Raw genomic sequence first — 26,526 nt, 5'->3', positions numbered from 1 at the left:
CGTCCTCTGTCTCACTGCGTGTCGTCGCTGACCCCGTCGTCGCGTACGAACACTGTTCGTTATTGTGACTGAGAACACGATACACTTCGTGTGGAATCAGGGGAAGGGGGCACAAGGTCGATATGCGGCTCAACAGTGACCGGCTCGTCGACGCTGCGCTTGACCTCGTTGACGTGGAAGGGTCCGAGGCCCTGTCGATGCGCATCCTCGCGGCCCGAGTCGACCGTCAGGTCTCCTCCCTGTACAACCACGTGTCCGGGCGCAGTGAACTCATTGAACTCATGCGGGCTCGAATCGTCGCCGAGATCGACGTGGCTGCATTTGCCCGAGTCGGCCTGGTCGAGCGTTCGGAATGCTGGGACGAGGCGCTCGAATCCTGGGCCCGGTCGTATCTGCGTGCCTTCGCCGCGCATCCGAATCTCATCCGATTGCTTGCGACGACGCCGATCGGCGATCTCTCGACCTACCAGATGTACGACACTGTGGTCGCGGGTCTGCGCCGAGGCGGCTGGCCCAGGTCGCGGACGGTGGCGGTCATGCGCACCGTCGAAGCCCACGTCCTCGGCTCTGCCCTCGATATCATCGCCCCTGCCGACCTTATTTCCCAAGACTCAGCCGACGAACGGTTCTCCGAGATCCGTGCTGCCCTCGATCCACTCTGCGCCGACACCTCGTCGGCGACAGCCGCATTCGAACTGGGTCTGCGTGCGCTCGTCGATGGACTGCGACTGCAGTTGGAGGCGGTTGCCACGTGACACGCTCAACACACGAGAAGTTCTGGTCGGCCGCACGGGAGGCTGTCCCTGCTCTGCCGGTGCGTATGCCCGCCCCCTGGTCGTTCGGCGCAACATCGGATCAAGCAGACGAACTCCTCGCTCTCGTCCTCGACGGGACGAAGACCGCAACCGCCTCGGCGCTGTGGGACATCGAATCCGACGATGAACCCGTTCCGCAGGCGGGGGAGGCCAGCATGATCCTCGACGGTGGCAATCGTCCGCGGGCGGTCATCGTCACCACGTCCGTCGAGATCGTCGCTTTTTCAGCAGTCGATGCCGCCCATGCCTATTCAGAGGGCGAGGGGGACCGCACGCTGAAGGAGTGGCGAGAGGTCCACGAACAGTTCTGGCGGTGCTACGGGCAGACCACCCGTGCCTTCTCTTCTGACATGCCGGTGGTGTGCGAGCGATTTGAGCTGGTCTTCGCAGGCTGAGGGGCGAATCTGGCCCGCCACCGTCCCGATCACCCCGCCTCCACCTCGTCGACGGCCAGCTCGGACGGCTGAGTCCGAAAGCCCCTGGTCATGACCGCGAGGATTACGGCGCCGATGACAAGCCAGATCGACCCAAGCGTGATGGCCTGGACATCGAGCTGGGAGACGAGGAAGCCGATGACGAGCACTCCCACGATCGGACAGGCCAGATAGAGCAGAACCCGATGATGGCGCCCGGCGCGACGTTCCTTGGCCCAGAAGACGATGACCGAGACGTTGACCATGATGAATGCGAGGAAGGCGCCGAAGTTGATGAACGAGGTCGAAGTCGCGACGTTCATGACAATCGCGATCAGTCCGATCACGGCAATCGCCAGCAGCGAGAGCACAGGAGTGTGGAAGCGCGGACTGAGCCTGCCGAAGAAGCGCCGAGGCAGGACTCCGTCACGGCCCATCGCATAGAGCAGACGGCTGCCCGCCGCCTGAGCTGCGATTCCCGAGGTGAACTGAGCGATCACGAGAGCGGCAAGGAAGATGGCACCGAAGAGGTGACCGCCGATTCTGCGCGCGATCTCGAATGCCGCGGCGTCGGAGTTCTCGAACACTCCACCGGGATGGACCAGCTGCACAGCGTACGCGACGACGACGAAGATGCCGCCGCCGATGACCGCGATGAGCATGATCGCCTTGGGAACGGTGCGCCGGGGGTCGATTGTCTCCTCGGTGAATGTGGTCACTGCATCGAAGCCGAGGAACGAATACGCGGCGATCGCTGCACCGCCGCCGATCGCAACGAGGCTCGAATTGACGCCCGTGAACGGGGTGGTGCTGAAGAGACCGCTCGCGCCATGAGTGCCGAAGACGTCAGTCAGAGACAGGACGACGAAGAAGGCGATGATGAGGATCTGGAAGGACATGAGGATGAGATTGACGCGATCGGCGACCTTGATCCCTACGATGTTGAGCACAGTGGTGAGGATGATGAACCCGATGATCCACACGGCCATCGGCACCCCGGGGAACTGTGCTTGCAGGTATGAACCGCCGATGAGCCAGATGACCATCGGCAGGAACAGGTAGTCGAGCATGGTCGCCCAGCCGACGAGGAACCCGACTCGTCCATCGATGGTCTTCCGAACGTAGGTGTAGGCGGACCCAGCGACCGGAAAGGCAGCAGCCATACGCCCATAGCTGTTGGCAGTGAAGAGCATCGCGATGAGCGCCAGCAGATAGGCGCTGGCACTTGCGCCTCCGGTTTCGGAGGCGATGACGCCAAAGATCCCCAGGACGATCAGCGGCGTGAGATAGGCGAGGCCGAAGATGACGAGCGAGGGCAGCTTGAGCGTCCGTTTGAGCGTGAGCGTGTCTGACATGATTACTCCATTGTTCTCAGTGATGACATTAGGCCGCCGAGGTGGTGCGACGGTGTGTTGGGATCGCTGCGGTCGATGTTCGGCTCAGTCGTGCCCGTGATAGTGGGGTGACCATCGCTTGGGTTCGATGGTTCCGGCATAGAGCGACAGTGGGATCGGTTCGTCTTCTGGGGTGAACTGCGACCAGATTCGATTGGTCCCAGCAGTGCCCTGAGCTCTCACGCGTTGGATCTGGCCGGAGTCCACCCGAACGACGAGAGTGTCCTCACCGGCCCCCGCCTCGGCGAGGACCTGCCCTTCGGGGCCGACGGCAATGCTGTGGCCACGGCCGACTGGTTCGGCGCAGTTGACGCTGAGCATGTAGACCTGATTGACGATCGCATTGGCTCGGGCGAGGACGAGCTCCTGATCGCGGTCCTGGCTGGTCGTCTTGACGATGTTGATGATCGCATCGGCGCCCATCCACGCGAGGTGACGGGAGTGTTCGGGGAACCAGGCGTCATAGCAGTTCGACAGACCGAGGACGCCGTGGCCCTTGATCGGGGCGACGACGAATTCCGTTCCGGGGAGGTGTGGCTCAAATGGTCTCCATGGGAACATCTTGCGATAGGTGGCGGCCAGCGTCCCGTCGGGGGAGAAGAGGAGTTGGGTGTTGTACTGCGCATCCGTGCTGGTCGTCTCGCCGATGCTTCCCGGGCACAGCCAGATGCCGAAGGCTGCGGCCACTTCGCCGATCATCGCCACAAAGGGGTCATCGAGAGGCATCGCCAGCTGTGCCAGCGCGGCCGGCTGTTCATCGGTCGGCAGGTGATCGACTCCCTGGAGGTGGAGCTCCGGATAGACGAGCATGTCGAGCCCAGGATGCCGTGCAAGCGTGCGTTCGACGTCCGCGTGCAGCTCGGCCAGCACGTTCGGGCCGTGGAGCGGAGCGCGCTGAGCAAGTCCGACGCTCAGTTCTCTCTGTGGCACCGGCAGCTCCTTTGATCAACATAAGTGTTCATTTTGATCACTATAAACTTGTGAGCCGATAGACTCAACACATGGCGGGAAAAAATTCGCGTGCCTCGAACCGGGAGACCCATGAGGTTGACCAGGCCCTGTTCACGGCTCCGGGATCTGCGGCGGTCACACGGCTCTCAGCCGTCGACACTGTCCGAGCTCGAGTTCTCCTGTCGATCGAGCATGCGCTGTTGGCGCCGGGAAGCAAGCTTCCCCGCACTGAGCTCATCGCCGGTGGCCTCGAGGTCAGTCACATCACCGCGCGCCGTGCCCTGGAGAGCCTAGTCGACGATGGAGTCCTGGTGCGCCGTCGAGGGCGCGGGGGCGGAACCTTCGTTGCCGACGATCCACCGGCGCTCAATGACTCATCGGTCACGGCCTATCGGGCCGACGAGCAGTCGATCCTCCGGCTCATCGATCAGCGCAGCCTGATGGAGAGTGCGATCGTCGTTGCAGCCGCACAGCGAGCGACGGCGGCACAGTGCGATGAACTCGACGATCTCATTCGGCAGTCGAAGAACGCCGCCGATTGGCACGAGCACCACATCCCCGACACTCGCTTCCACCGCCTGTGCGCCGAGATCAGCGGCCTTCCGGAAGTGCCGACTTATCTCGCCTGCTATGAGGCGCTGACCAGGTACTTCGTTCCCTATCCGCAGGAACAGCTCGATGAGGGCCGCGACCATCATGCCCGTCTCGTTGCCGCCTTTCGCGCCCATGATCCGATGGCGGCCGTCGATATCGCACGCATACACGTGGACGCTCTGCGTCGAGAGATGTTCGTCGGCCTCGGGCTCGGCGACTGACCTTGAATGTGAGGCACCCGCTGTGAGGGAATCAGACTTTTGGACACTCATCCATGCCGAACGTGCCCGCTTGGTCAAACTGCTGGAGACGCTCGAGTCTGACCAGTGGAGCGCTGACACGCTGTGTTCGGCCTGGTCAGTCGACGAGGTCGTTGCCCATCTCAGCGCGGCGGCGAACACGGGCAGGTGGGCGTGGATTCGCAGCATCGCCGCCGCCGGATTCAACGCTGACCGGCACAATTCCCGACTCCTGGCCAGGTTCCGAGGGAGGTCGCCGGAAGAGGCTCTGGGGATCTTCCGCACCTGCATCACGGCCACGATCGTACCGACGAAGGACTATCCTGCGTTCCTCGGCGAGGTCATCGTCCACTCTCAGGACATCGCCCGGCCACTCGGGCTGACTCTGACTCCCGACCCCAGCGCAGTCCTTGAGGTCGCTCGCTTCTACGCCGCGAAGGACTTCGCCGTCAACAGCAGGACCCTCGTCAAAGGGCTGACTCTCGTCGCAGACGATGCTGACTTCAGGGTCGGAAGCGGACCGGCGGTCAGAGGCAGGCTCCTGGATCTGGTGATGGCGATGGCGGGACGTCCGGACTTCGCTTCGCTGCTTGAGGGCGAAGGCGCCGAAAAACTGCGAACTCGCATGAGTTGAGGTCCGCGCACAGACGCTTGAGAAACTTCGTCCTTATGCTTCCTTCGGCTTCGCATCGTAGGTGAGCCAGTTGGTCTTCGTCGCCACCTTGTCATAGAGCACCTGAGCTTGAGCATTGTCGTCGGCAGTGATCCAGCGGACGACCGAACGCCCTTCGTCCGCGGCGATCTCCTGAAGACGGGCGATGAGCGCACGTCCGGATCCTGTTCCGCGGGCCTGAGGATCGGTGAAGAGGTCATCGAGCCAGAGACCGACCGTGCCGGTCGACGGACGCGAGAATCTCCGGAAGTCCGCGATTGCGACGATGCGGCCATCCGCCTCGGCGACCAGGCCTTGGCATTCGTGTGCTGTATCCATGAGCCAGCCCCACACCCGGGAGACGATGTCCTCGGATTCCGGCAGGTGATAGAACTCGCGGTAGCCGCGGAAGAGCTCACGCCAGCGAGCCTCGTCTGCCGAGTCAACAGGGCGAACGGAAGTGGTCGACGAATCTGCCATGACTGTCCGGGCCTTTCCTTATAGTTCTGCGGGGTGACATGTGAGCGCCGCAAGGCGACATGTACTGCAAGAGTATGTGAAAAAGCCCCTGGCCGGGAGGATATTTCCCGAACCAGAGGCCGTTCTCCGCTCTGTACGCGAGGGGGGACTTGAACCCCCACGTCCGCAGACACTGGAACCTAAATCCAGCGCGTCTACCAATTCCGCCACTCGCGCGCGACGTCCTCAAGATTAGCAGGACGAGGGCGCGATGCTGAAACGATCAGATAACGCAGCCGGTCAGGCGGCGTCGATGCCCAAGGCCTTGCGCACACGAGCCACATGACCGGTGGCCTTGACGTTGTACTGTGCCAGTTCAACGGCGCCCTCAGCATCGATGACGAGCGTCGAGCGGATGACGCCCTGGACGACCTTGCCGTAGTTCTTCTTCTCCCCGAAGGCGCCCCACTCTTCCATCATGGACTTGTCGGGGTCGGAGAGAAGGTCGAAGTTCAGCCCCTCCTTCTCCGCGAACTTCTTCAGCTTCTCCGGCTTGTCCGGCGAGATGCCCAGAACAACCAGTCCGGCAGCAGACAGCGCCGAAAGCGAATCACGGAAGTCGCAGGCCTCGGTCGTGCAGCCGGGAGTCATGGCAGCAGGGTAGAAGTAGACGACAACCCGCTGTCCCTTGAATTCGCTGAGGGTCACGGACTTCCCATCCTGATTGGACAGGGTGAAATCCGGTGCGGTGTCGCCGACTGACAGACGTGGCATAGTGTCTCCTCTTCTCGTTCGGAACTTCTCCGAAGTTCTCAGTTCACAGACCACTCTAGTCCGAGACCAGGACACAGGTCAGCCTCACCCGATGCGAGCGATGACCTCACCGACAGCCACCATGTCGCCGACCTTCGCCACCTGCTTCAGGGCACCTGCCGCCGGTGCCTGCACCCGGGTCTCCATCTTCATCGCCGACAGCACAGCGACATCGTCGCCCTCGGCCACCTCAGCACCGTCGGCGACGAGATAGTCGACGAGGTTGCCGGGCACTGGAGCGCTCACGGCCCCATCCGCAGCGCCTCCCTCAGATCCGTCCGAACCGATAGCACTGGCAGAATCGTTGCCAGCGCCGCCGGCGGTGCCCAGTCCAGCCAGCAGCGCAGTCGGCAGTCCGAGCCGGGTGAGTCTGCCGTCGATCTCGATGTCCAAGCGTTGCAGCGAGGACTCGGGAATCGGTGCCGGCCGGTCCTGCGTCGTCATGCGGGGGAGGAGCTCGGATTCGATCCACTGGGTATGGACGCCCAGCTCGGCTCCGGTGAACGCCGGATCCCTGAGAATCTCAAGCGAGCAGGGAAGCACCGTGGCAGGCCCTTGAACGTGCAGTTCCTTGGCAGCAGTGACCGTGCGCGCGATCGCAGAATCACGGTCGGGTCCGTGGACGATGAGCTTGGCGAACAAGGAGTCGAAGGCCGGTTGTACGCTGTCACCGGCACGGACACCAGCGTCCCAGCGCACCCCGGGGCCACCCGGCACAGTCAGGGTATCGATGCGGCCCGGAGTGGGCAGGAAGCCGCGTCCCGGGTCTTCGGCGTTGATGCGCAGTTCGATGGCATGCCCACTGGGCTCGGGAGTCGACGGCAGCGACAGCCCCTGGCCGAAGGCGATGCGGAACTGTTCGGCGACGAGATCGACACCGGAGACCGCCTCGGTCACGGGGTGTTCGACCTGGAGACGGGTGTTGACCTCAAGGAAGGTCATCGTGGAGTCGGCGGCCAGCAGGAACTCGACGGTGCCAGCACCCCTATAGTTCACCTCGGCGCAGATGGCCTCGGCCGAACGGTGCAGGCGCTCGCGCTGATCGGCGCTGAGCCCGGGGGCGGGTGCTTCCTCGATGAGCTTCTGATTGCGGCGCTGGGCCGAGCAGTCGCGGTCGCCGACGGCCACGACGCGTCCTTGGCCGTCGCCGACGATCTGGACCTCGACGTGGCGGGGACGCTCTAAGAACTTCTCAACGAAGCACTCGGAGCGTCCGAAGGCCTCCACAGCCTCACGGGTGGCCGATTCGAAGGCGTCGGCGACCTCGGCGAGGTCATGGACGATCTTCATTCCGCGCCCGCCCCCACCATGGGCTGCCTTGATGATGATCGGCAGTCCGTGTTCGGCCGCGAAGGCCTCAACCTCGCCGGCGTCCTTGAGCGGCCGGTCGATGCCCGGGGCCAGCGGGGCGCCGACCTTCTGGGCCAGTTGGCGGGCGGTGACCTTGTCCCCGAGCGCGATGATCGTGTCCGCGGTCGGTCCGATCCAGATGAGGCCCGCGTCCTCGACCGCAGCAGCGAATTCGGCGTTCTCGGACAGGAATCCGTACCCGGGATGAACGGCATCGGCCCCCGACTTCTTGGCCGCGGCGATGATCGCGTCGATGTTGAGGTAGGTCTCGGCCGCACTGGATCCCGGCAGGGAGTAGGCCTCATCGGCCAGCTGGGTGTGCATGGCTTCGAGGTCCTGGTCGGCGTAGACGGCGACCGATGTGTGGCCGTAGTGGGAGCAGGCGCGGATGACGCGGACGGCGATTTCGCCGCGGTTGGCGATGAGGATCTTCGGCATGATTCAGTGTCCGTTCTCCGGTGAGTCGTGTGTGTGGTCGGCGTCGTTCTGTCGAGGGTCGTCGGTGACGAAGCGGATCTTGACCCCGGGTGCCAGCTGTGCTGCCAGGTCCGTGTCATCGACGCTGGCGATGATCGGATAGCCGCCGGTCAGCGGGTGGTCGGGGCCGAAGAGCACAGGCTGTCCGTTCGGCGGGACCTGCAGTGCCCCGGTGACAGCGCCCTCGCTGGGCAGCTCACCGGTGCGGGCGCGTTCGAGTGGGACGACGCCGGCGAGCCTGAGCCCGACGCGATCGGATTCGTGGGTGACCGTCCACTCCTGGCCCAGCAGAGTCTCGACTCCTGCCGAGGTGAACCAGTCACCACGCGGTCCCAAGGTCACCGACATCTCGATGGTCTCTCCCGGTGCGGGCAGATGCCGTTCGTGGCCTGAGCCGCGGGCCGGATCGACGAGGTGGGGTGCCGACTCCGGTCGACCGAGGGCAACCGTCGTGTCCGGTTCCAGTGGTGCCGGGCCGAGATGGGCCAGGGTATCGGCCGAGGCGCTGCCCAGTGCGATCTCCGTCTCGATCCCGCCCCGGAAGGCGATATAGGCTCGGGTTCCGCGCTCGGTCATGCCGAGTTCGAGTTCGTCCCCGTTGTCCAGTGAGAAGGCCTCGCCGGGGTGGTGCCGAAACACGGCACCGTCGGCAGATGTCACGGTGATCGAGGCATACGCGCCGGTCACAGCGGCCACACCGGCACCGGCGATGGCCAGCTTCGCCCCACCTCCGAAGTTCTCCAGCCCGGCCGTGGTCTCGGCGTTGCCGACGAGGCGGTTGGCGGCCTGCAGCGCTGAACGGTCGGCGGCTCCGGCGCTTGAGACTCCCATGGCGGCGAAGCCGGGCCGTCCGAGGTCCTGGATGAGCAGCTGGAGTCCGGGATATATGACCGTGAAGGCATGCGCCGATGCGACTCTGTCCGGCTGCGCAGGTGTTTCCTTCTGCGACGACGAGGATTTTGCGCTTGCCTCAGCGACCGTGACTGATTCCCGCTTCGCCTCCCGGAAGGTCACGATGGTCCCGGGGACGAACAGGGCCGGCGGTTCGCGATCGAGGTCCCAGAGTGTGGCGTCGGTGCGCCCGATGAGCTGCCAGCCGCCGGGGGAGGCACGAGGGTAGACGCCGGTGAATTCCCCGGCCAGGGCCACAGCTCCGACGGGCACACGGGTGCGCGGTGAGGACCGGCGGGGAACGTCGAAGATCGGATCGTCACCGGCCAGGTAGCCGAATCCGGGGGCGAATCCGGAGAACGCGACCTGCCAGCTTGCACGCTGATGCCGGGTGATCACCTCGGCGGTCGACAGCGACAGAAGATCAGCCACTTCGGTGAGGTCCTCACCGTCGTAGTGGACGTCGATCGTGACCTCACGGGGCTCGGCGGAGTCCGTCCCCGTGTGCTCGAGACCGCGGATCCGGTCGGCAAGATCCGGCGCCGAGGTGCGGGCCGGATTGAAGCGGATGAGCACGGTTCGGGCGGCGGGGACCAGTTCGTCGACGCCGACGAGCTCGGCTGCCTCCAGCGCTTGATGCAGGTGCATCGTCGAGGCCAGGTTCGGGCATTCGACGAGGAGATGACGGCGAGAGGCAGTGTGGAAGTCGAGGTTGTCGATCATTGGCGGTAGTTGCCTTCCGGCGCATCGGTGATGAACATCCGGCCCGGGGAGTGCGTGATCGCGAACGGTGGGGCCGAGGCTTGGATGGCGAGTTGGGGCGTGACTCCGCAGGCCCAGAAAACGGGGATACCGCCGTCCTGGATTGCCGGGGCGTCGCCGAAGTCGGGGGAGTGGAGGTCTGTGATGCCGATCTGTTCGGGTTCTCCGATGTGGACGGGGCCGCCGTGGACGGCGGGGAAGCGGTCGGTGATGCGCACCGCCTCGGCGACCTGACGGGCAGGGATGGGGCGCATGGACACGACCATGTTGCCGTGGATCCGACCGGCGGGCTGACAGGCGATCGAGGTGGAGTACATGGGGACGTTGCGGCCGGCATCCTGGTGGCGGATCGGGATGCCCGCGTCCAGCAGCCCGGTCTCGAAGGTGAAGCTGCACCCGATGAGGAAGGACACGAGGTCGGGATGCTGGGACCAGGCAGCACCGGCGTCGTCGACCTCGTCGACGAGCGACCCGTTCTCCCAGAGTCTGTAGCCGGGAATGTCTGTGCGCAGGTCACTGCCCGGGGCCAGGGCTGATTCGACCTGCCCAGGTTCGAGGACATCGATGACCGGGCACGGCTTCGGATTGCGTTGGGCGAAGAGCAGCATGTCGAAGGCCCAATCGGCAGGGACCGCGATGAGGTTGGCCTGAACCAGACCAGGAGCCAGACCCGAGGTCGGTTCAGTGGACCCGGCCCGGATGCGCTCGCGAGCCTGCGCTCCAGCCGAGGTCGTTGATCCAGCCGACTTCTGCGCTCCGATGGTGTGTGGTGTGCTGCTCATCGACCGGCACCGGCGAACGCAGCGATCGTCACACCCGAGGATTCGAGGAGCTCTCGTGCGGCACGGGCCATGTCGATCGAACCCTGGCTGTCGCCGTGGAAGCAGATCGACTGGGCGTCGACATCGACGAGGCTGCCGTCGATGGCCTCGACCTGTCCGGTCTGGACGAGCCTGAGCACGCGTGCGGCCACGGCTTGCGGGTCATGCAGCACTGCGTGGGGTTCGGTGCGCGAGACCAGAGAGCCATCGGGGTTGTAGGAGCGATCGGCGAAGGCCTCGGCCGCCACATTCAGCCCCGCCTCGGCGGCGACGCGATTGGCCACGCTGCCGGCCAGACCCAGGAATACGAGGCGCTCATCGACGGCCTTGACCGCATCGACGACGACCTTGGCCTGCGCTTCGTCGCGGACGATGGCGTTGTAGAGGCCGCCATGGGGTTTGACGTAGGCGACCGAGCCGCCGACGGCTGAAGTCAGGCCCAGGAGGGCACCGATCTGGTACTCGACCTGTGCCTGCAGGGTCGCTGCCGGAACGTCGAGGGGACGACGACCGAATCCCTCGTAATCGTCATAGCCGGGGTGGGCGCCGATGACGACCCCGCCCTTCGTCGCCGCTGCCAGGGTCGCCCGGATGCCCTCGGGGCTGCCGGCGTGGAACCCGCACGAGACGTTGGCGCTGGAGACCAGGTCCAGCATCGCCGTATCGTCGCTGACGACGCGGTCGGGAACGTTCTCCCCGAGGTCCGAGTTGAGGTCGATGCTCACCGTGCTGGTGGCGTTCGTATCTGTGGCGGTCATTGTCACCCTCCGATTCCGATCATTGCGAAGATGGGGCCGACCGATCCGGCGGCCGTGTACCACATCACCAGTGTTGCCGCGGTGCCGATGATCAGCAACCACCTGGGGTACTTGTCGACTCGCAGCAGGTGAGGCCTGAACCAGCCGATGTACATGAAGATCGTCAGGCCGATCGGCAGGATGAGTCCGTTGAATCCTCCGACGAAGACGAGCAGGGTCGCCGGTGCTGTTCCGACGACGAGGTAGATGATGAGGGAGACGGTGATGAACGCGACCGTGGCCAACTGCAGCGGCCATCCCTTGCCGAGGCGTTTGGAGAACGCGGACAGGAAGGTCGCCGAGGTGTAGGCCGCTCCGATCACCGAACTCAGTGCCGCGGCCCAGAAGATGGCACCGAAGATGCGCATTCCGGCATCGCCGAGGACGGCTGCGAACGCCTGACCGGCAGGGTTAGCGGCCTGACCGCTGAGGTCGAGGGCGACTCCCGAGGCGACGACGCCGAGGACGGCCAGGAACAGGATGTAGCGCATGACGCCGGTGACGAGGATTCCTGTGAGTGCCGAGCGCATCACGGAGGGAGCATGCTCCGGTCCGGTCTTGCCTGAGTCGAGGTAACGGTGGGCTCCCGAGTAGGTGATGTAGCCGCCGACAGTTCCTCCCACGATGGTCGTGATGGTGGCGAAGTTGATGGTGTCGGGCAGGAAGCTCTGCTTGATCGCCTCACCGACCGGTGGGTTGGAGGCGATGGCGACGATGACGGTGAGGATGATCATTCCGATTCCGAGGACCATGACGACGGTGTCGACGACCTTGCCTGCGCGTTTGAACAGGAAGATGCCGATGGCCAGCACGCCTGTGAGCAGGCCGCCGAGCTTCGGGTCGATGCCGAGGAGGGCGTTGAGTCCCAGGCCGCCGCCGGCGATGTTGCCGATGTTGAAGGCCAGGCCGCCGATGACGATGAGGATGGACAGGAGGATGCCCGTGCCCGGGATGGCGCTGGAGGCGAGTTGAGCCGCACGTTTGCCCGAGGACGTGATCATGCGCCAGACATTGAGCTGGATGGCGATGTCGATGAGGATCGAGATGAAGATGGCGAATGCGAAGGCCGCGCCCATCTGGGCGGTGAAGGTCGCCGTCTGGGTGATGAATCCCGGGCCGATCGCCGAGGTGGCCATGAGGAAGATCGCGCCGAGGATCGCGCTGCGGCTGACCTTGACCGAGGACTTCGCTGTCTGTTCGACGGGCGCCTGGTTGTGCGGCGTCTGTTCTTGTGGCTGTGACATGGGGTCTCCAAGTTGCCTGGAATGTGGTCCGCATCCCGATGTGATCGAGAGCCAGCCACGGTGGTGGTCCGTATCACTATCGAAGAAGCGTTAGACAATCTAGCATGGATTGTTCAACAAGAATAGATCTGAGTCACATTTCAGTTCTGGAATTGTCCTCACGATTCTGGGCTATTTGTTGCCCCGATCACTAGGATGGAACTGTGAATCACGAATCGTCCCTGGTCAATCAGCTCACCGACCGCCTCATCGCCGGCGAGCTTCGCCCCGGTGCCCGTTTGTCCGAAGCTGCCTTGGCGAAAGAGTTCGATGTCTCCCGGAACACGCTGCGCGAAGCCTTCCGGGTATTGGGGGAGCAGGGGCTGGTCAATCACATCCCCCATCGTGGGGTCTCGGTGGCCTCACCGAACACTTCGGACGTCATCGACATCTACCGGGTGCGGCGGCACATCGAATGCTCTGTGCTCGAGAACGCTCCGAAGAACCACCCGGGCGCCGAGGGGATGCGTCGGGCTGTCGAGGCTGCGCACACGGCAGCGGCCGCCGATGATTGGCTGCGGGTGGGGACGCTGAATATGTCCTTCCACAATGCCGTGGTCTCATTGTCGGACAGCTCGCGCCTGATGCGCTCATTCGGGAATGTGCTGGCCGAGCTCCGCCTGGCCTTCCTCAAGGTCGAGGTCCTCGACTTTCTTCATGCGCCGTTCGTCGAACGCAATCAAGAGGTCCTCGACGCCTACCTCAATGAGAGCCCGAGGGAGGCGGCGGCGACGCTCGGTGCCTACCTCGGTGACTCCGAACGTCAGGTCCTCGGCGCATATGCGCGCGCCGGCCAGGCCTGAGCATGCTGATCTCGGCACAGGGCCCGCCCGGGCCCGACTGCTAGACTGAGGGCGACGTGTTTGTGCAAATTGCATACGCCCATGTCGGCCCAGAGCCTGCATGTCTAACGGCAGATCAGACAGTGGTCGATCTGCAAGGAGTGCGCAATGAAGTATGCACCATATCTCTGTCCCGACTGCTACGGCCGTCTCATCGACACAGCCGCTGCTGCGGAGCCCGGTGGCGGAGCCAACTTGAACCCCATGCTTGAGTGCGCAGACGGCTGCGGCGTCTCGGAGAATGCGCTCAAGCCGTATAGAACCCGTATGAATGGCAGGGCCCGAGCGGCGGGCAGGGCACCGGTCCGATCTGCGGCTAAGGCGCCGGCTCGGCGCCAGCGCTAGCGGCCATACTCGGGCAGCTGCGTGCCAGAGGAGACAAACAGGAAACCGCCGTTCGGATGATCCGAACGGCGGTTTCTTCGCTGTGGTGCACCCCCCGGGACTTGAACCCGGAACCCACTGATTAAGAGTCAGTTGCTCTACCAATTGAGCTAGAGGTGCGAGCTGCACTTGCCGCGCAACGAGAATTAATATTACTCAGGTTGCCAGGCTTCTTGCAAACTGAGAACCACTCATTTGAGGTTTTGTGAGGTAGCTCGCATATCTGCAGGTCAGAGGTACATCCCGGATCTCGATTGTTCCGGTGGTTCCGAGATCGCGTGGACGTCGCGCTCTCGCAGGAGCACATACGCGCTCCCCTCGAGCTCCACCTCGGCGAGTTCCTCAGGGTCGTAGAGGACAGTATCGCCGAGGTTGGCCTGCCTCACGTGTGGGCCGGCCGCGACGACCTTGCCCCACACGAGACGCTTCCCCATGCTTGCGGTTGCCGGGATCACGATCCCGGCCGAGGATTTGCGCTCCCCGGCCTCCTCGCCCGGATCCAGAAGGATCCGGTCATGCAGCATCCGGATCGGCAGAGCCGCTTCAGCCACGCTTGCTGCGGCCGGAGAGGCCCACGATCAGTGCGGCCACGCCGAGGACGGCGCCGACGCCGAGTGCAACAGCTTCGGGCTTGACCGAGCCGCTCTCTTCATCGACGACGCCGGACTTCGCCTTGTTGGCGGCGCGAGTCGCAAGGACCTTCGGGTGGACACGGCCCACAAGTTCATCGATGTTGTCCGCGATGCGCTCTTCGCGCAGGCGAATCGATTCCGCCAGCTGGCTGGGTGACGCTGAGTCGACGGTCACATCTGAGGTGTAGACATTGTCAGTCATCGGGGCAGGTCCTCCGGGTCGAGAATACATACATGCACGTGACGGGGTGCCACGGTGCCTCGTGTCAAGCTTAACCGCTTGATTCTCTCAGTGTCAGATATTGACGGCGGAGAGCCGAAAAGTCACGACATCGACGTCCGCGTCCTCAGGCATGGTGGGATAGTGATTGCGCAGATTGGTCATGTACCCCTCGGTGCTCGACCCAGTCTGCAACTGCAGAATCTGCGGTGTCAGCTCGCTCAGCCGATGGGTATTCACCGAGGTGATGTCAACGGGCACAGGCCCGTGCTGGGTGTTTTCGAAGTAGGCCAAGGCAGGGCCTGGCGAGTGGGATTCCTTCCACCGCACGGTCAGGCTCTTCCTCCCCGAGGTGGTCGCCTCGTAATAGCGAGGGTGGAACCTCAGGAGACGCTGGGGCGCCGAATCCGGCTGACGGTAGTAGTGGGGGACGAGCACGGAGATCGGAGCAATCGTGGCAGACCCGGCAGGGCCCGATCTGGGGACTGCGACGAGCGCGTCGGGGTGCAGGTCGAGAATGATCTGACGGCAGCGTCCGCAGGGAGATAGGAGGCCCCGACCGCCATCTCCGGCGGCCGCGATCGTCACCAGCGGACCTGCTCCGGCGGCTGCCGCATTGCCGATGGCGACGAGCTCAGCGCAGGGCCCACCGGTGAAGTGGTGGACATTGACGCCGGTGTGGATGTGACCATGAGTGTCCATAACGGCGGCTGCCACCGTGTGATTCTCATCGGCACCGAGTGTGGCTGCCAGAGATTCGGCGACGTCGATCACCTGGAGTTCTGAATCGGAGAGGTCCATGCTGTGATCTTAGAACAGCATGGACCGATGAGGGGGCTCAGTTCTGAGGCGGATCAGTTCTGTTTATTGCGTCGGCCGACGATCCAGATGATGAAGCCGACTGCGGCCATCCCTGAGGCTGCGAGGATGAAGATCGGCCACGAACTCGCAATCGTTGACGCAATCGACTCACCGAACGAGGTCGATGGTGGTTTGTCGCTGCGAGGCTTCGGCGTTTCGCCTCCGGTGATGAGGTCCTTGTCATCGTCCGGCACTGGGGTGTCAGGGTTCTGAGGGACGGGATCCGAGTAGTCCGGAGGTGGGGAGTCGCCGTTTCCAGGCATCCAATCGTCGCCGACGTCTCCGGGAATCTCATCGCGTGTGTCCGACGAACCGTTGCCGGTCGCAGGGTCTGGGGTGGAGTCATCGCCGACTGGCCCGCCATCGCTGGAGGTTGTTCCGGACCCGTCCTGGTCTGCGGAGCCATTGTCGTCCTTGCTGCCGTCCTTGTCCGCGCTGCCCTTGTCATCGGAGCTGCCGGAATCGGAGCCGTCGGATATTGATGAGGAGTTCGAACCAGAATCCTGCTTGGACGAATCGGCGTCTGACGAGGTGTCGGATTCCTTGGAATCAGCGTTCGCGGAGTCTGAGGATTCGGAGTCAGAAGAGGTGTCGGACGAGGACTCGCTCTCCGAATCCGATGAGGAGTTGGAGTCCGAATTGTCGCCGGCGGAGGAGTCGACGTCTGTGCCGTCGGTGCCCGACTCCGAATCGGTGGAGGCACTCAGATCCGCGTCGTTGGATGAGTCCTTCGCACCGCTGTCGGAGCCGTCAGGCGCGCCCTCAGCGTCGTTGGAACTGTTTGAACTCGTTTCGCTTTCAGCCTCGTCGCTTGGCGGTGGGTAGGGCTCGCCATCTTCGACGGTGATGGTTTCTCCGTCTGAGACGAAGGTCCATTCGGGGGTCGGAGGATCGTCGAACTCCGTGAATACCATCCGTTCGCCTGTTTCGGCGTCGAGAACGTAGCCGTCCTCATCGAACGAATACTTCTCCGGTGCATTCTCCGTTGCTTCGGGCACGGAGTTTCCACTGTCGTCGGTGGCGCTGTCTGGTTCGCTCCCGTCTGCCGCGGAATCGGAGTCATTGGCAGAAGTCGAAGAGTTCTGGGTTGGCCAGCGTTTGGCGTCGTCGTCTTCTTCCGGGCCGGCGAATTCCTTCCCCTCCCAACTTCTGGGCATGCTGGAGACCTGCATGGTCTTCGCGTTCTGGTTCCATGTCGAGCCAATCGGGTCTGTGACCTCACACGGTGCGCTGGTGTCGCCACCATCACTGGGTGTGTCGCAGGCGGGGTCGTCTTCGGGTGCCTCGGTGTCGTTGTCCGCTTCGGCCCCGGGGTCTGTCTCTTCGTTACCACCGGTGTCGTCGGCACTGGAGTTCTCGGAATCGGAATCAGCCGTGACGGAATCGATCGCCTCGCCTGGATCCGAAGCTATAGCACCTTCAGGGGATCCGTCAGGATCGGAAGTTGTGTTCCTCGAGCTTGATGCGCTGGTCTGGTCGGAGTCCGTGAAACTCGCGTTCGCAGGAGCGATTGTGCCTGTGATCGGCAGGAGGATCAGGGCAAGAGCAGTGCCGAGGGCGGCCGCCGCGCGGCTGAGCTCGTGTCTAACTGGCACTGGGTTCCTTAGCAGTGGGGGCTCCGGCATCAAACATACAAGGGGACATGACAGACAGGCACGTCGCTGTCCATCCTAATGGCTACGTCCAGGGTGAGAAAGTCAGAGTCTATCTCTCGCTCGGTTGGGACGTCTTATCGTAAGCGCGAATCGTCGAATCGGCGCCGTCGACGATGGCCGTTCCGCCGTCGTTGGTCAGTGCCAACAGGTTGGTGTCTGTGCGGTAGGCGTGCTTGCCCGCCAGCAGACAGGAGTCATCGTTGTCGACGGTGCAGGGGACTATTGAGCCCCGCGGTTCAGACAGGTGGATGTCCTTGCTGGAGGTGTCCATGAGCAGCAGCCCGGATTCCAGATCGAAGAGGTACGGGCCGATATATGCCCGCTTTCCGCCCTGCCCGCGCACCCATGACATCTCGCCGACGATATCGGTTGTGGTGGTCACGGTCGACAGGATGGACCCGTCCTCCAAGGAGTGGACGACGAGTTGGATGCGGTGGCCGGAGTTCGTCGAAGCTCCCTGCTCACCCCACAGGGTGACCGCTTTGCCATGGCCTGCAGAGACCCATTTGATGATCTGGAGCTCATCGGCGGGTGCCTCGAGCTTGATGGAGCGTTCGTCACCGGACTTGATGTCCTTCGCCATGACGGGACCGTTCCAGTCGGAGCTGAAGAGCTCGTCGTTCTCGATCGCCATGGGCGTCGACCCTGATTCAGGTGTCGGGACGTTCTCGAGCCCGTCAGCGCCGAACGTCGACAGTCGGTTGCCGGACTTGACGAGGACGCTTTTGCCGGCCGATGTGATGCGAGCATCCTCCGGCAGCTGGTAGGTCTTGGGCTTGTCCTCACCGTCGATGAGCGCCTCAGCAGTATTGCCGGCTTGCCACAGCAGTGCGGGCTTGCCGTCGATCATCGTGTCGACGGCGAACGTCGGCGCTTCGCTGGTCTTTCCCGAGTAGCGGGTCTTTCCTGTGCTGGAGTCGAGCACCTCGAGATTGCCCTCGTCGACGACGAGCACGCCGCGATCTGAGGCCGTCACCGAGGCGTCCTGAGGGATCTTCGTCTCCCACTTCGCCGAGTTGTCGAAACCGGGGACGACGTCTTCGGTCTTGTCGACCGAGAGTTCGGAAGCCGGATTGATCTGCTTTTCGGATTGGATCGTCTGCGGAGAGTCCTGGGAACCGGTCGGGACGATGTTCGGAATGACGAAAGCCCCGATCATCAGGATCACGATGCCGATGAGCACGAGACCGGGCACGGTGATCTTCTTCAGACGTTGGGGGCGGCTCTGCGATGAGCTTCTGTGCTGTGGTCCATGCTTGCGCACCCGAGTGCGCTTGACAGTTGGAGCACTGGGGGCAGCCGGTCCAGAGAACGGCGTGCCCAGGGGGTAGTCGTCCCCGCTGCCCGCCTCGGCGTCGGTCTTCGGCTGTTGCTGATGTGCTGTCGGTGCCTCAGCAGAGGTGGTCTCCATCGCCGAGGCGGTCGTGGCCTCATCAGCCGATGTGTCTTCGTTCGCGACCGCAGGTGCCGCCGAGGAGGAAGGCTCCTGTGGGGGCTCGGGGGGAGGCTCCGGGGTTGTTGACGCGGCGGGGGCGATCTTGCCGGTCTCGTCGAGGAGGACGTCGACTTCCTGCTTGCCGTCGTCGATGGTCACAGGCACTTGGGTCGCTGTCTCCTTGGCATAGTCGCCAAGGTAGGTCATGGCCTGTCCGGTGTCGGAGTAGCGACTCGTCGCCCCGTTGAGGGTGAGATAGGTGAACCCGTCCTGAGAGACGGAGATCAGCGCACGAGCCATGTACAGGGTTCCTTGAATAAAATTGAGGGTGGGACCGTGACAATACTATTGAATACGATCGGGTGCTCCTACCGTTTTTCCGAAACCGTTATACATCGCTACTGAATCGTTGCACGTCAGGAGATCTGTGTCTCATTGTGCACCATATGCGCTGTGAGTTTGCCCGGGTGCCGGAGTGAGGTTAGGATATATCTTGCTGTCTGCGCCACGGTGCAGCGCATGTGGTGGGTATAGCTCAGCTGGTAGAGCGCCGCGTTGTGGTCGCGGATGTCGCGGGTTCAAGTCCCGTTACTCACCCCGAGCAGTTCAGCCCCGGAGTCCCAGAGAAATCAAGGATTCCGGGGCTTTTCTCATCCCTGTTCCTCTTTCAGCTGATCGCAGGGCCGCCCCCTGGACTTCCATCGGTGAAGTGACAATACTCGGTCTCAGGTACCTTCTTCGTGAAGGACCCGATCTGTGAATCATGATTCGACGAACAGGAGACGGTTGATGAATACCCCAGAGAGCATTGCCTACACCGCAAAGGCCGAGATCACCGGAGGCCGGGACGGTCACGGCGCTACCGATGACAAGGCAGTCGACGTCGATCTGCGCACCCCTAAGGAGATGGGCGGACCGGGTGGTGGAGCGAATCCGGAACAGCTCTTCGCTGTCGGATACGGAGCCTGCTTCCAGGGCGCGATGGGCCTGGCCGGCAAGGAGCTCGGGGTCGACACCTCGAAGTCCGTCGTCAACTCCGAAGTCGGAATCGGCAAGGAGGGGGAGAGCTTCGGCATCAGCGTCAAGCTCACCGTGACCATCCCCGGAGTCGACCAGGACACCGCTCAGAAGGTCGTCGACCGCACCCACGAACTGTGCCCCTACTCGAAGGCCACTCGCGGAAACATTCCGGTCGAGCTCGTCGTCAACGGCTCCTGACCCGCAAGCTCTGACCCACAAGCTCTGACCATGTCGGCACCCGAGGGAGATCTCTCGGGTGCCGACATGATTGATGGAAGATCACATGAGCATTGACCTCGATCTCACAGTCGTCGGCAGCATCAACGCCGATATCACCGCGCTCACACACCGCCTGCCCGGACCCGGTGAAACCGTCGGCGGTGGACGCCTCGTCCATAGCCCCGGCGGCAAGGGAGCCAACCAGGCTGCGGCCGCGGCACGGCTGGGCGCACGGACGAGAATGGTCGGCGCCGTCGGCTCCGATGCCTCGGGCACGGCGATGAGACAGGCCCTGCAGAACGCCGGTGTCGGGACCGATGACGTCGCAGTCGTCGACTCGGAGACCGGAACCGCCCTCATCATGGTCGATGCGGACGGCGAGAATCAGATCGCGGTCTGCGAAGGCGCGAATGCGCACGTGAGCATCGCCGGTCGAAGGTTCCCAGCGGAGGAGACCGTGCTCACCCAGCTCGAAGTCTCCCTTGATTTGATAACAGAACTGTCACATACCGTCGAAGGGCGGGTCGTTATCAACGCTGCCCCAGCACTGCCCCTGCCCGCCGAGGTGGTCGCGCGTGCCGATCTCATCATCGTCAACGAAACCGAATACGATCTGCTCCCGCAGCTGCGCGACGCAGGGCTCGTGGCCATCACCTACGGTGCGAAGGGCTCCGGCCTGTACGAACACGGTCGGCAGGTTGCCTTCGCGGACGCTCTGGCGCGCAGACCGATCAGCACCGTCGGTGCCGGAGACGCCTTCTGTGCGGCACTGACGATCGCGCTGGCCTCGGGATACTCCCACAACCGAGCACTGGCGGTAGCCAACGCCGTCGGTGCCGATGCCGTCATGGACCCTGCGGCCCAACCAGAATTTCATTCGCTCGAGCATTACCTGCCATCGACGACATCCACGGAGACTGAAGCATGACACTATTCACTGGCCTGAGCGCCTTCCCCCTCACCCCGATCCATGAGGAGGAGATCGATGAGGCTGCCTACGTGGGGCTGATCCAACGTCTCGTCACGGCCGGCGTCGATTCGATCACTGCCTTGGGCTCGACCGGGTCGTACGCCTACCTCAGCACGGACGAACGTGCCCGAATCGCGCAGCTGAGCGTCGATCACGCCGCCGGGATCCCCGTGTTCGTCGGGGTCGGGGCCCTGCGCACGCGGGAGGTGCTGGCCAATGTGCGTGCGGCCGAAATCGCGGGTGCCCAGGGGATCCTGCTCGCACCCGTCAGCTATCAGCCGCTGACAGAGGACGACGTGTACGGACTCTTCGCCACGGTCACCTCAGCGACCGACCTTCCCGTCGTCGTCTACGACAATCCGGGCACCACGCACTTCACCTTCACCACCGATCTCTACGCGCGTCTGGCAGGGCTCGACGGCGTGGAATCGATTAAAATCCCCGGGCAGGCGATGTCGCCAACGGACTTCACCGCTCATATCGAGCGGATCCGCGCCGCCACCGACAACCAGGTGAGCATCGGCATCTCCGGCGACGCGTTCGGTGCGGCGGGACTCAATGCCGGCTGCGATGCCTGGTACACGGCAGTCGGCGGAACCCTGCCGGCCCCGATGCTCGAGATCACCCGAGCTGCGCGCAGCGGTGAGACTGATCGGGCGGTGGAACTCACTGCCGAACTCCAACCGCTGTGGGATCTCTTTGCCGAATTCGGCGGCAGCCTCCGAGTCACCGCCGCGATCGCAGAACACCTCGGACTGGTCGGGCCGGATTCTCTGCCTCTGCCGATCCTTGGTCTCACGGATGTCCAAAAGCGTAAGGTCGCCGAGGTGATCGAGGGGCTCAATCTTCGCTGAGTTCACCCGGAGTCCACCCAGAGTTCGACGCAGAGACAGGCCGTGTGCCTATGTATGAGTGGTTGCGGGCAGTTTCGCCCTCTCGATCACCTCGACTCCGGAGAACCGATGACGCATCCATTCGCTTCGCGCTCAATCACGGCCGCACTGACTGCCCTGCTGCTGACCACAGGCCTGAGCACGGCCGCGACGGTGCTCGGCTTCGCTGAGGCGTCGGCGGCAGAGGTGGCGGAACCGATCAGCAATTCCGCTCCGGATGCGAGCCTGGCTCTCGGGTTCCTCGGCGCTCATGAGACCGGTCAGTTCGACGAGTCCGCCGCGGAGATCACCGCTGTTCACGGCGACACCGCATTCACCGTCAATGCCGAGGCCGCGACAGTCGACATCATCGACATCTCGGATCCGCAGAGACCTGAGAAGACAGGTACGGTCGCCGGCTCCGGTGTCGCGAACTCCATCGCCGTCCGCGATGACGGACTCGGCGTCATCGCGCTTGAGAACGAGGACAAGACCGCATCGGGATCACTGATGTTCTTCGACGCGACCACCACCTCGGCGAGGGTGCTGGGAACTGTCCCGGTCGGATCGCTGCCGGACATGGTGGCGCTGACCCCCGACGGTGCGCACGCGCTCGTGGCCAACGAAGGGGAGCCGTCCGAAGACTTCGGCACGGACCCCGAAGGATCCGTGGCCGTGGTCGACCTGCCCGCCGAGGTGGCCGCACCGAAGGAATCGGACGTGCACACCGCTGACTTCCACGACTTCGAAGACGGCGGTTCGAAGACGCTGCACGACGACGTTCGCGTGTTCGGGCCCACACCGCACGAGGATCTGCCGATCTCTCGCAATCTCGAACCCGAATACATCACCGTCGCAGGCGGCAGGGCCTACGTGACTCTGCAGGAGGCGAACGCGATCGCCGTCGTCGACATCGCCACAGCCGAGGTCACCGACGTTCTTCCGCTGGGTTTCAAAGATCACGGGCAGGCAGGGAACGGACTCGACGCCTCCGACCGCGACCCAGAAGACGCGCCGAAGACGAACATCGCAGAGCACCCGGGACTGAAGGGCGCCTACATGCCCGACACGATCTCCTCATTCTCATCCGAAGGAACCGACTATCTGGTCACCGCCAATGAAGGAGACTCAAGGGAATGGGGCGACTTCGTCGACGCGGCCAGGGTCAAGGACCTCGGCGAGGACGAACTGGCACCCGTGTGCGAGAACTCTCCGCTGGCTGGCCAGCTTGGTGACGAGGCCCTGGGCAGACTCAACATCATCACCGACCTGGGGCTGAACAAGAGCGGTGACTGCTACGAGGAACTCTACGCATTCGGCACCCGCTCCTTCTCCGTGTGGACGACCGATGGCACACTCGTGGCCGACTCGGGCGACAGCTTCGAACAGCTGACGGCCGAGGCGATTCCCGACTTCTTCAACTCCAACCACTCGGAGTCGAATCGCGAGGGGCGCAGCGATGACAAGGGCCCAGAGCCCGAAGCTCTGACCGTCGGTGAAGTGGGGGAGACCACCTACGCTTTCGTCGGCTTCGAACGGGTAGGTGGAATCGCCGCCTTCGACCTCCGCGACCCCTCGAACCCGAAGTTCGTCACCTACTTCAACAACCGTGATTTCTCGGTCTCCGTTGAAGACGAGATCGAGGATGCCTCCGATCCCGAAGTCCTGCTCTCCATGGCCGGGGACCTTGGTCCGGAAGGAATTGCCTTCCTGGGCGCTGATGAGTCTCCGACAGGCGAAGCGGCCCTCGTCGTCGGCAACGAAGTCTCAGGCACCACCAGCCTGTACTCTGTCGCCGATCTCAACGACGAGGGCGCGGGCGCCGATTCCGATGACTCTGCGGATGCAGGTGCTTCGGTCGGCTCTGAAGCTTCAGCCGACTCCGACGCTTCGGTGGATTCTGACAACGAGGTGGATTCTGACAACGAGGTGGACACCGACAGTGCAGCAGACTCCGCTGGTGCAGCCGACGATGCCGCTGCGGACTCCGAGAAGGGAGACGACGCGAACTCTGGTTCATCGTCGAAGGGCTCGGATTCGTCCGCGGCGGAGGGCGACGCAGGCGTCTCCGATGGAACAGACGCGGCTGACGACAACGCGGGCTCGCTCCCGCGCACCGGTGCTGATCTGGGCCAGTACCTCATTCTGGGCGGTATCGCGCTGGCTCTCATCGGCTTCGGCGTCCTGGCCGTCTTCCTCACGCGTCGCCGCGGCCAGCGCCGCGAAGGCGAGCGAACCAGTCCGGCTCGATCGATCGCCGAGGACCTCGGCTCAGCCGGGTGGGATTGAGCACTGAGGCGACGTCAGTCGAGCTGATGCTGCGTCAATCGATCTTGCCGATGGGTTCGCGCTTCTCGGCCTGGAACTGGTCCTCGGCGCGACCGCGTGCCCAATAGGCTGAGATCGACAGCGCTTCGCGTGGTACCGCGTGGTCCTTGAGGACTGTCCTGATCGTTTTGATCGTCTCTCGTTCACCGTGGGCGAAGACCTGTGGAGTTCCCTCGGGCCAGTCGAGGCCGCGAACGGCGGCGATCAGCTCGTCGTCATCGTTGACCCAGACCACGGTGACTCCAGCCGGTGCTTCGGGCAGCAGTCGGTCGGCCTCGTCTGCGACAGCGGCGATGACGATGCCTCTCGCCTCGGCGTCCATGGACTCGAGGGCGGCGCTGACGGCAGGGATCGCAGTGTGGTCGGCGATGAGCAGATGCCACGGGGCGTCAGGATTCGGCTGGTACTTGCCTCCTGCGCCGACCATGACGATGGTGTCGCCTGGCTGCGCGGTCTTGGCCCAGGGGCCCGCGACGCCCTCATCGCCGTGGATGACGAAGTCCAGGGAGAGCCATTTCTCGTCTTCGTTGATCTCACGCACGGTGTAGGTGCGGTTGCGGGGGAGCTTCTCTGGGGAGTTCTCCCGCAGATCCGCCAGATCATACGGCGGTGTCAACCCGTGTGTGGGATCGGCGAACATGAGCTTGACGTATTTGTCCGTCGATTCATTGCTCGAGATCGCGTCGAAGCCGTCGCCGCCGACCGTGATCCGAATCAGGTTCGGGGTGATCCCTGCAACCTCTTGCACGGTCATGACGGCCTGCGGGCGGGGTGGTCGAGCTGTGCGGTCGGGCACGCTTGGGGTGGTCGACATTGTGGGCCTTCCTGGGATGCGTGAGAACTTGGCTGTTCGGGTGGGCCGCCGGCGATGGCCGCAGACTTCACCGATACAAAAAGTGTAGTTAGCCTCACCTTAGCAAACGACCATGTCTGACCTGATCAGACGGCTCTCTGAGACCAATCCTCGCGCAGCCGACGCAGGCCCTTGAGCGCCTTGGGAGAGTCGACGTATTCGACCTCTGGCAGAGACGAGTTCGGACTCTTGCAGAGGAGCATGTCTTCGGGATCCATGAGCGCTATTCGCTTTCCGTCCTCCTTGAGCCGACTCATCGCCTCCGTGAGCATGCGCCTGGCCACTCCATTGATCTCATTGACCCGGCGCAGGTCGAGGACGAAGGCCTCGACATTGGATTCGGGAGCGTCCATTGTCCGGATGACGTTTTCGGCACCGCTCCATTGGATGAGCCCTTGCAGGCTGCAGATGCGCACCATGACGCCCTGAGAATCCACGAAGCGCCTGTCACGGCGAATGATCGAGCGAGCAGGTTCGGGGGCGTCCATGATGTGAAGACTCAGCTCGCGCGAGAGAGTCCTGAAGATGTTGGCTCCCCGAACGCTCGTCCCGTGCTTGTCCAAGCGCGGAGAGAAGGTGGCGATGCCGACCTGCCCGGGCAGGACCCCGAAGACTCCGCCGGAGACACCGGACTTGGCGGGTACGCCGACCTCTGTCATCCAGTCACCGGCAGCGTCGTACATCCCACACGTCATCATGACGCCGAGAACCTGACGGTTCACGCGAGGTGAGAGCACCTGCTTGCCGGTGACCGGGTTGAGTCCGCCCGCAGCCAGAGTGGCGGCCATGATTCCCAGATCCTTGGCGGTGATGAGGATCGAGCACTGGGCGATATACCCCTGGACCACCTCGTCGGGCTGGTCAGGGTAGACACCATAGGACCGGAGCATATTGGCGATCGCGACATTGCGGTAGGCCTCACCCCATTCGCCTTCAGCCACCGAGTCGTCGACGCGCAGCTGGCGGCCGGCGAATTCGGACAGTCCGGCTCGCACGATTTCGATCCGCTCGGCCAGCGAAGTTCCCGGCTCGCCCAGGAGCGAATGGATGACCATAGCACCGGCGTTGATCATCGGGTTGAGCGGTTTGCCGGACATCTTGTCCAGGGAGAGTTCGTTGAAGGCCTCTCCGCTGGGTTCGACACCGACCATGTCGAGGACTGCGGCCAACCCTTCCTGCTCGATTGCCAGGCCATAGATGAAGGGCTTCGACATCGACTGGATGGAGAACTCGAACTCCGAATCTCCGGAGGTGTACTCGACCCCGTCGAGTGTGGAGATGCAGATGCCCAGCTTCTCGGGGTCGGCCGAGGCCAGATCCGGAATGTAGTCCGCGTTCGCACCGGACCGGTCTGACCTGTGACGATCGAGCGTCTCGTCCAAGAAGTCAGGGATAGGGGATCGCATTGCACCTCCTGCAGTGTGATGAAGATCGTGGGATGAGATTCGGCTGAGTGTGTTGCGGGCCGCCGTTGCCCGAGTGCTATTCTCACACACCCCGTGCTGGTGGGGAGTCCAACGCGGG

Annotated in this window: 25 protein-coding genes and 3 tRNA genes; 10 read left to right on the top strand and 18 right to left on the bottom strand. The window is 63.6% G+C overall.

The window, feature by feature from the left end; genetic code table 11:
* Positions 1 to 122 precede the first annotated feature (122 nt).
* Together JTF07_RS01590 and JTF07_RS01585 are read left to right on the top strand one after the other, a co-directional pair.
* Entirely contained in the window at positions 123 to 755 is a 633-nt protein-coding gene (locus JTF07_RS01590; protein WP_204232579.1) for a TetR/AcrR family transcriptional regulator C-terminal domain-containing protein, read from the top strand.
* Positions 752 to 1,210: an ASCH domain-containing protein gene (locus tag JTF07_RS01585; RefSeq protein ID WP_353843845.1), complete on the top strand. Its 459-nt coding sequence runs from the start codon at positions 752 to 754 to the stop codon at positions 1,208 to 1,210. The genes JTF07_RS01590 and JTF07_RS01585 overlap by 4 nt, the downstream gene beginning before the upstream one ends.
* Positions 1,211 to 1,239: 29 nt before the next feature.
* Here the strand turns inward: JTF07_RS01585 and JTF07_RS01580 are convergent, their stop codons facing one another.
* Both JTF07_RS01580 and JTF07_RS01575 read right to left on the bottom strand, forming a co-directional pair.
* The gene (locus JTF07_RS01580; protein WP_204232578.1) at positions 1,240 to 2,583 is read right to left on the bottom strand and encodes an APC family permease; all 1,344 of its coding nucleotides are present in this window, start codon (positions 2,581 to 2,583) and stop codon (positions 1,240 to 1,242) included.
* Positions 2,584 to 2,667: 84 nt separating this feature from the next.
* The gene (locus JTF07_RS01575) at positions 2,668 to 3,552 is read right to left on the bottom strand and encodes a carbon-nitrogen hydrolase family protein (protein WP_204232577.1); all 885 of its coding nucleotides are present in this window, start codon (positions 3,550 to 3,552) and stop codon (positions 2,668 to 2,670) included.
* A 71-nt stretch (positions 3,553 to 3,623) separates the two neighbouring features.
* Here JTF07_RS01575 and JTF07_RS01570 point away from each other — a divergent pair, with 71 nt between their 5' ends.
* Both JTF07_RS01570 and JTF07_RS01565 read left to right on the top strand, forming a co-directional pair.
* Entirely contained in the window at positions 3,624 to 4,388 is a 765-nt protein-coding gene (locus tag JTF07_RS01570) for a FadR/GntR family transcriptional regulator (RefSeq protein ID WP_204232576.1), read from the top strand.
* A 22-nt stretch (positions 4,389 to 4,410) separates the two neighbouring features.
* Complete coding sequence (locus JTF07_RS01565) at positions 4,411 to 5,040, top strand: maleylpyruvate isomerase family mycothiol-dependent enzyme (protein ID WP_204232575.1); 630 nt, start codon at positions 4,411 to 4,413, stop codon at positions 5,038 to 5,040.
* A gap of 33 nt (positions 5,041 to 5,073) precedes the next feature.
* On the opposite strand, the gene JTF07_RS01560 is transcribed toward JTF07_RS01565, so the two are convergent.
* The 8 genes from JTF07_RS01560 to JTF07_RS01525 all read right to left on the bottom strand — a co-directional run bounded on the left by JTF07_RS01560 (position 5,074) and on the right by JTF07_RS01525 (position 12,672).
* Entirely contained in the window at positions 5,074 to 5,538 is a 465-nt protein-coding gene (locus JTF07_RS01560; RefSeq protein ID WP_009885147.1) for a GNAT family N-acetyltransferase, read from the bottom strand.
* Positions 5,539 to 5,672: 134 nt separating this feature from the next.
* Positions 5,673 to 5,754, bottom strand: a tRNA-Leu gene (locus JTF07_RS01555).
* Between the two features lie 63 nt (positions 5,755 to 5,817).
* The gene (bcp, locus tag JTF07_RS01550; protein WP_096157327.1) at positions 5,818 to 6,291 is read right to left on the bottom strand and encodes a thioredoxin-dependent thiol peroxidase; all 474 of its coding nucleotides are present in this window, start codon (positions 6,289 to 6,291) and stop codon (positions 5,818 to 5,820) included.
* A gap of 84 nt (positions 6,292 to 6,375) precedes the next feature.
* Positions 6,376 to 8,118 (bottom strand): acetyl/propionyl/methylcrotonyl-CoA carboxylase subunit alpha, encoded by a 1,743-nt coding sequence (locus JTF07_RS01545; RefSeq protein ID WP_204232574.1) that lies wholly within the window; start codon positions 8,116 to 8,118, stop codon positions 6,376 to 6,378.
* A gap of 3 nt (positions 8,119 to 8,121) precedes the next feature.
* On the bottom strand, positions 8,122 to 9,771 hold the full coding sequence (locus tag JTF07_RS01540) for a 5-oxoprolinase subunit B/C family protein (RefSeq protein WP_204232573.1): 1,650 nt from the start codon (positions 9,769 to 9,771) through the stop codon (positions 8,122 to 8,124).
* Positions 9,768 to 10,592 (bottom strand): putative hydro-lyase, encoded by an 825-nt coding sequence (locus JTF07_RS01535; RefSeq protein ID WP_204232572.1) that lies wholly within the window; start codon positions 10,590 to 10,592, stop codon positions 9,768 to 9,770. The genes JTF07_RS01540 and JTF07_RS01535 overlap by 4 nt, the downstream gene beginning before the upstream one ends.
* The gene (locus JTF07_RS01530) at positions 10,589 to 11,389 is read right to left on the bottom strand and encodes a LamB/YcsF family protein (protein WP_204232571.1); all 801 of its coding nucleotides are present in this window, start codon (positions 11,387 to 11,389) and stop codon (positions 10,589 to 10,591) included. Before JTF07_RS01530 ends, JTF07_RS01535 begins: the two co-directional genes overlap by 4 nt.
* 2 nt (positions 11,390 to 11,391) lie before the next feature.
* Positions 11,392 to 12,672 (bottom strand): NRAMP family divalent metal transporter, encoded by a 1,281-nt coding sequence (locus JTF07_RS01525; RefSeq protein WP_204232570.1) that lies wholly within the window; start codon positions 12,670 to 12,672, stop codon positions 11,392 to 11,394.
* Between the two features lie 203 nt (positions 12,673 to 12,875).
* Between JTF07_RS01525 and JTF07_RS01520 the strand changes: the two genes are divergently transcribed.
* Positions 12,876 to 13,514, top strand: a complete 639-nt coding sequence (locus JTF07_RS01520; protein WP_204232569.1) for a GntR family transcriptional regulator — start codon at positions 12,876 to 12,878, stop codon at positions 13,512 to 13,514.
* 467 nt (positions 13,515 to 13,981) lie between these two features.
* Here JTF07_RS01520 and JTF07_RS01515 read toward each other — a convergent pair.
* From JTF07_RS01515 to JTF07_RS01490, 6 genes are all read right to left on the bottom strand, one after another.
* Positions 13,982 to 14,057 (bottom strand) — tRNA-Lys (locus JTF07_RS01515).
* Between the two features lie 110 nt (positions 14,058 to 14,167).
* Positions 14,168 to 14,488: a GroES family chaperonin gene (locus tag JTF07_RS01510; protein ID WP_204232568.1), complete on the bottom strand. Its 321-nt coding sequence runs from the start codon at positions 14,486 to 14,488 to the stop codon at positions 14,168 to 14,170.
* Positions 14,481 to 14,771 carry a DUF3618 domain-containing protein gene (locus JTF07_RS01505; protein WP_143922387.1) on the bottom strand — a complete coding sequence of 97 codons (291 nt, stop codon included), beginning with the start codon at positions 14,769 to 14,771 and terminating at the stop codon, positions 14,481 to 14,483. The genes JTF07_RS01510 and JTF07_RS01505 overlap by 8 nt, the downstream gene beginning before the upstream one ends.
* A gap of 93 nt (positions 14,772 to 14,864) precedes the next feature.
* Positions 14,865 to 15,590, bottom strand: coding sequence for an ASCH domain-containing protein (locus JTF07_RS01500; RefSeq protein WP_204232567.1), 726 nt, complete (start codon positions 15,588 to 15,590; stop codon positions 14,865 to 14,867).
* 53 nt (positions 15,591 to 15,643) lie between these two features.
* Complete coding sequence (locus JTF07_RS01495; protein WP_204232566.1) at positions 15,644 to 17,245, bottom strand: hypothetical protein; 1,602 nt, start codon at positions 17,243 to 17,245, stop codon at positions 15,644 to 15,646.
* Positions 17,246 to 17,354: 109 nt separating this feature from the next.
* Entirely contained in the window at positions 17,355 to 19,040 is a 1,686-nt protein-coding gene (locus JTF07_RS01490; protein ID WP_204232565.1) for a hypothetical protein, read from the bottom strand.
* A 224-nt stretch (positions 19,041 to 19,264) separates the two neighbouring features.
* On the opposite strand from JTF07_RS01490, the gene JTF07_RS01485 reads away from it, so the two are divergent.
* From JTF07_RS01485 to JTF07_RS01465, 5 genes are all read left to right on the top strand, one after another.
* Positions 19,265 to 19,337 (top strand) — tRNA-His (locus JTF07_RS01485).
* 192 nt (positions 19,338 to 19,529) lie between these two features.
* Positions 19,530 to 19,958 carry an organic hydroperoxide resistance protein gene (locus tag JTF07_RS01480; RefSeq protein WP_092107016.1) on the top strand — a complete coding sequence of 143 codons (429 nt, stop codon included), beginning with the start codon at positions 19,530 to 19,532 and terminating at the stop codon, positions 19,956 to 19,958.
* An 85-nt stretch (positions 19,959 to 20,043) separates the two neighbouring features.
* Positions 20,044 to 20,907 carry a ribokinase gene (locus JTF07_RS01475; RefSeq protein WP_204232564.1) on the top strand — a complete coding sequence of 288 codons (864 nt, stop codon included), beginning with the start codon at positions 20,044 to 20,046 and terminating at the stop codon, positions 20,905 to 20,907.
* Positions 20,904 to 21,803, top strand: coding sequence for a dihydrodipicolinate synthase family protein (locus tag JTF07_RS01470; RefSeq protein WP_204232563.1), 900 nt, complete (start codon positions 20,904 to 20,906; stop codon positions 21,801 to 21,803). Before JTF07_RS01475 ends, JTF07_RS01470 begins: the two co-directional genes overlap by 4 nt.
* A 108-nt stretch (positions 21,804 to 21,911) precedes the next feature.
* Positions 21,912 to 24,110, top strand: a complete 2,199-nt coding sequence (locus tag JTF07_RS01465) for a choice-of-anchor I family protein (protein ID WP_204232562.1) — start codon at positions 21,912 to 21,914, stop codon at positions 24,108 to 24,110.
* Positions 24,111 to 24,144: 34 nt separating this feature from the next.
* On the opposite strand, the gene JTF07_RS01460 is transcribed toward JTF07_RS01465, so the two are convergent.
* Together JTF07_RS01460 and JTF07_RS01455 are read right to left on the bottom strand one after the other, a co-directional pair.
* Entirely contained in the window at positions 24,145 to 24,963 is an 819-nt protein-coding gene (locus JTF07_RS01460; protein WP_204232561.1) for a siderophore-interacting protein, read from the bottom strand.
* A 125-nt stretch (positions 24,964 to 25,088) separates the two neighbouring features.
* On the bottom strand, positions 25,089 to 26,408 hold the full coding sequence (locus JTF07_RS01455) for a glutaminase (protein ID WP_204232560.1): 1,320 nt from the start codon (positions 26,406 to 26,408) through the stop codon (positions 25,089 to 25,091).
* Positions 26,409 to 26,526: the final 118 nt, after the last annotated feature.

The sequence above is a fragment of the Brevibacterium sp. RIT 803 genome (assembly GCF_016892625.1).
In the GTDB taxonomy this organism is placed as follows: Bacteria; Actinomycetota; Actinomycetes; order Actinomycetales; family Brevibacteriaceae; genus Brevibacterium.
This window is presented reverse-complemented; position numbering and strand designations above follow the sequence as displayed.

Excerpts from the sequence above, each read along its gene's own strand:
- JTF07_RS01480 (WP_092107016.1), top strand. The coding sequence starts at position 19,530 with ATGAATACCCCAGAGAGCATTGCCTACACCGCAAAGGCCGAGATCACC.
- JTF07_RS01475 (WP_204232564.1), top strand. The coding sequence starts at position 20,044 with ATGAGCATTGACCTCGATCTCACAGTCGTCGGCAGCATCAACGCCGAT.
- JTF07_RS01540 (WP_204232573.1), bottom strand. The coding sequence starts at position 9,771 with ATGATCGACAACCTCGACTTCCACACTGCCTCTCGCCGTCATCTCCTC.
- bcp (WP_096157327.1), bottom strand. The coding sequence starts at position 6,291 with ATGCCACGTCTGTCAGTCGGCGACACCGCACCGGATTTCACCCTGTCC.
- JTF07_RS01535 (WP_204232572.1), bottom strand. The coding sequence starts at position 10,592 with ATGAGCAGCACACCACACACCATCGGAGCGCAGAAGTCGGCTGGATCA.
- JTF07_RS01530 (WP_204232571.1), bottom strand. The coding sequence starts at position 11,389 with ATGACCGCCACAGATACGAACGCCACCAGCACGGTGAGCATCGACCTC.
- JTF07_RS01455 (WP_204232560.1), bottom strand. The coding sequence starts at position 26,408 with ATGCGATCCCCTATCCCTGACTTCTTGGACGAGACGCTCGATCGTCAC.
- JTF07_RS01465 (WP_204232562.1), top strand. The coding sequence starts at position 21,912 with ATGACGCATCCATTCGCTTCGCGCTCAATCACGGCCGCACTGACTGCC.
- JTF07_RS01490 (WP_204232565.1), bottom strand. The coding sequence starts at position 19,040 with ATGGCTCGTGCGCTGATCTCCGTCTCTCAGGACGGGTTCACCTATCTC.
- JTF07_RS01580 (WP_204232578.1), bottom strand. The coding sequence starts at position 2,583 with ATGTCAGACACGCTCACGCTCAAACGGACGCTCAAGCTGCCCTCGCTC.
- JTF07_RS01470 (WP_204232563.1), top strand. The coding sequence starts at position 20,904 with ATGACACTATTCACTGGCCTGAGCGCCTTCCCCCTCACCCCGATCCAT.
- JTF07_RS01590 (WP_204232579.1), top strand. The coding sequence starts at position 123 with ATGCGGCTCAACAGTGACCGGCTCGTCGACGCTGCGCTTGACCTCGTT.
- JTF07_RS01570 (WP_204232576.1), top strand. The coding sequence starts at position 3,624 with ATGGCGGGAAAAAATTCGCGTGCCTCGAACCGGGAGACCCATGAGGTT.
- JTF07_RS01505 (WP_143922387.1), bottom strand. The coding sequence starts at position 14,771 with ATGACTGACAATGTCTACACCTCAGATGTGACCGTCGACTCAGCGTCA.
- JTF07_RS01560 (WP_009885147.1), bottom strand. The coding sequence starts at position 5,538 with ATGGCAGATTCGTCGACCACTTCCGTTCGCCCTGTTGACTCGGCAGAC.
- JTF07_RS01525 (WP_204232570.1), bottom strand. The coding sequence starts at position 12,672 with ATGTCACAGCCACAAGAACAGACGCCGCACAACCAGGCGCCCGTCGAA.
- JTF07_RS01500 (WP_204232567.1), bottom strand. The coding sequence starts at position 15,590 with ATGGACCTCTCCGATTCAGAACTCCAGGTGATCGACGTCGCCGAATCT.
- JTF07_RS01545 (WP_204232574.1), bottom strand. The coding sequence starts at position 8,118 with ATGCCGAAGATCCTCATCGCCAACCGCGGCGAAATCGCCGTCCGCGTC.
- JTF07_RS01460 (WP_204232561.1), bottom strand. The coding sequence starts at position 24,963 with ATGTCGACCACCCCAAGCGTGCCCGACCGCACAGCTCGACCACCCCGC.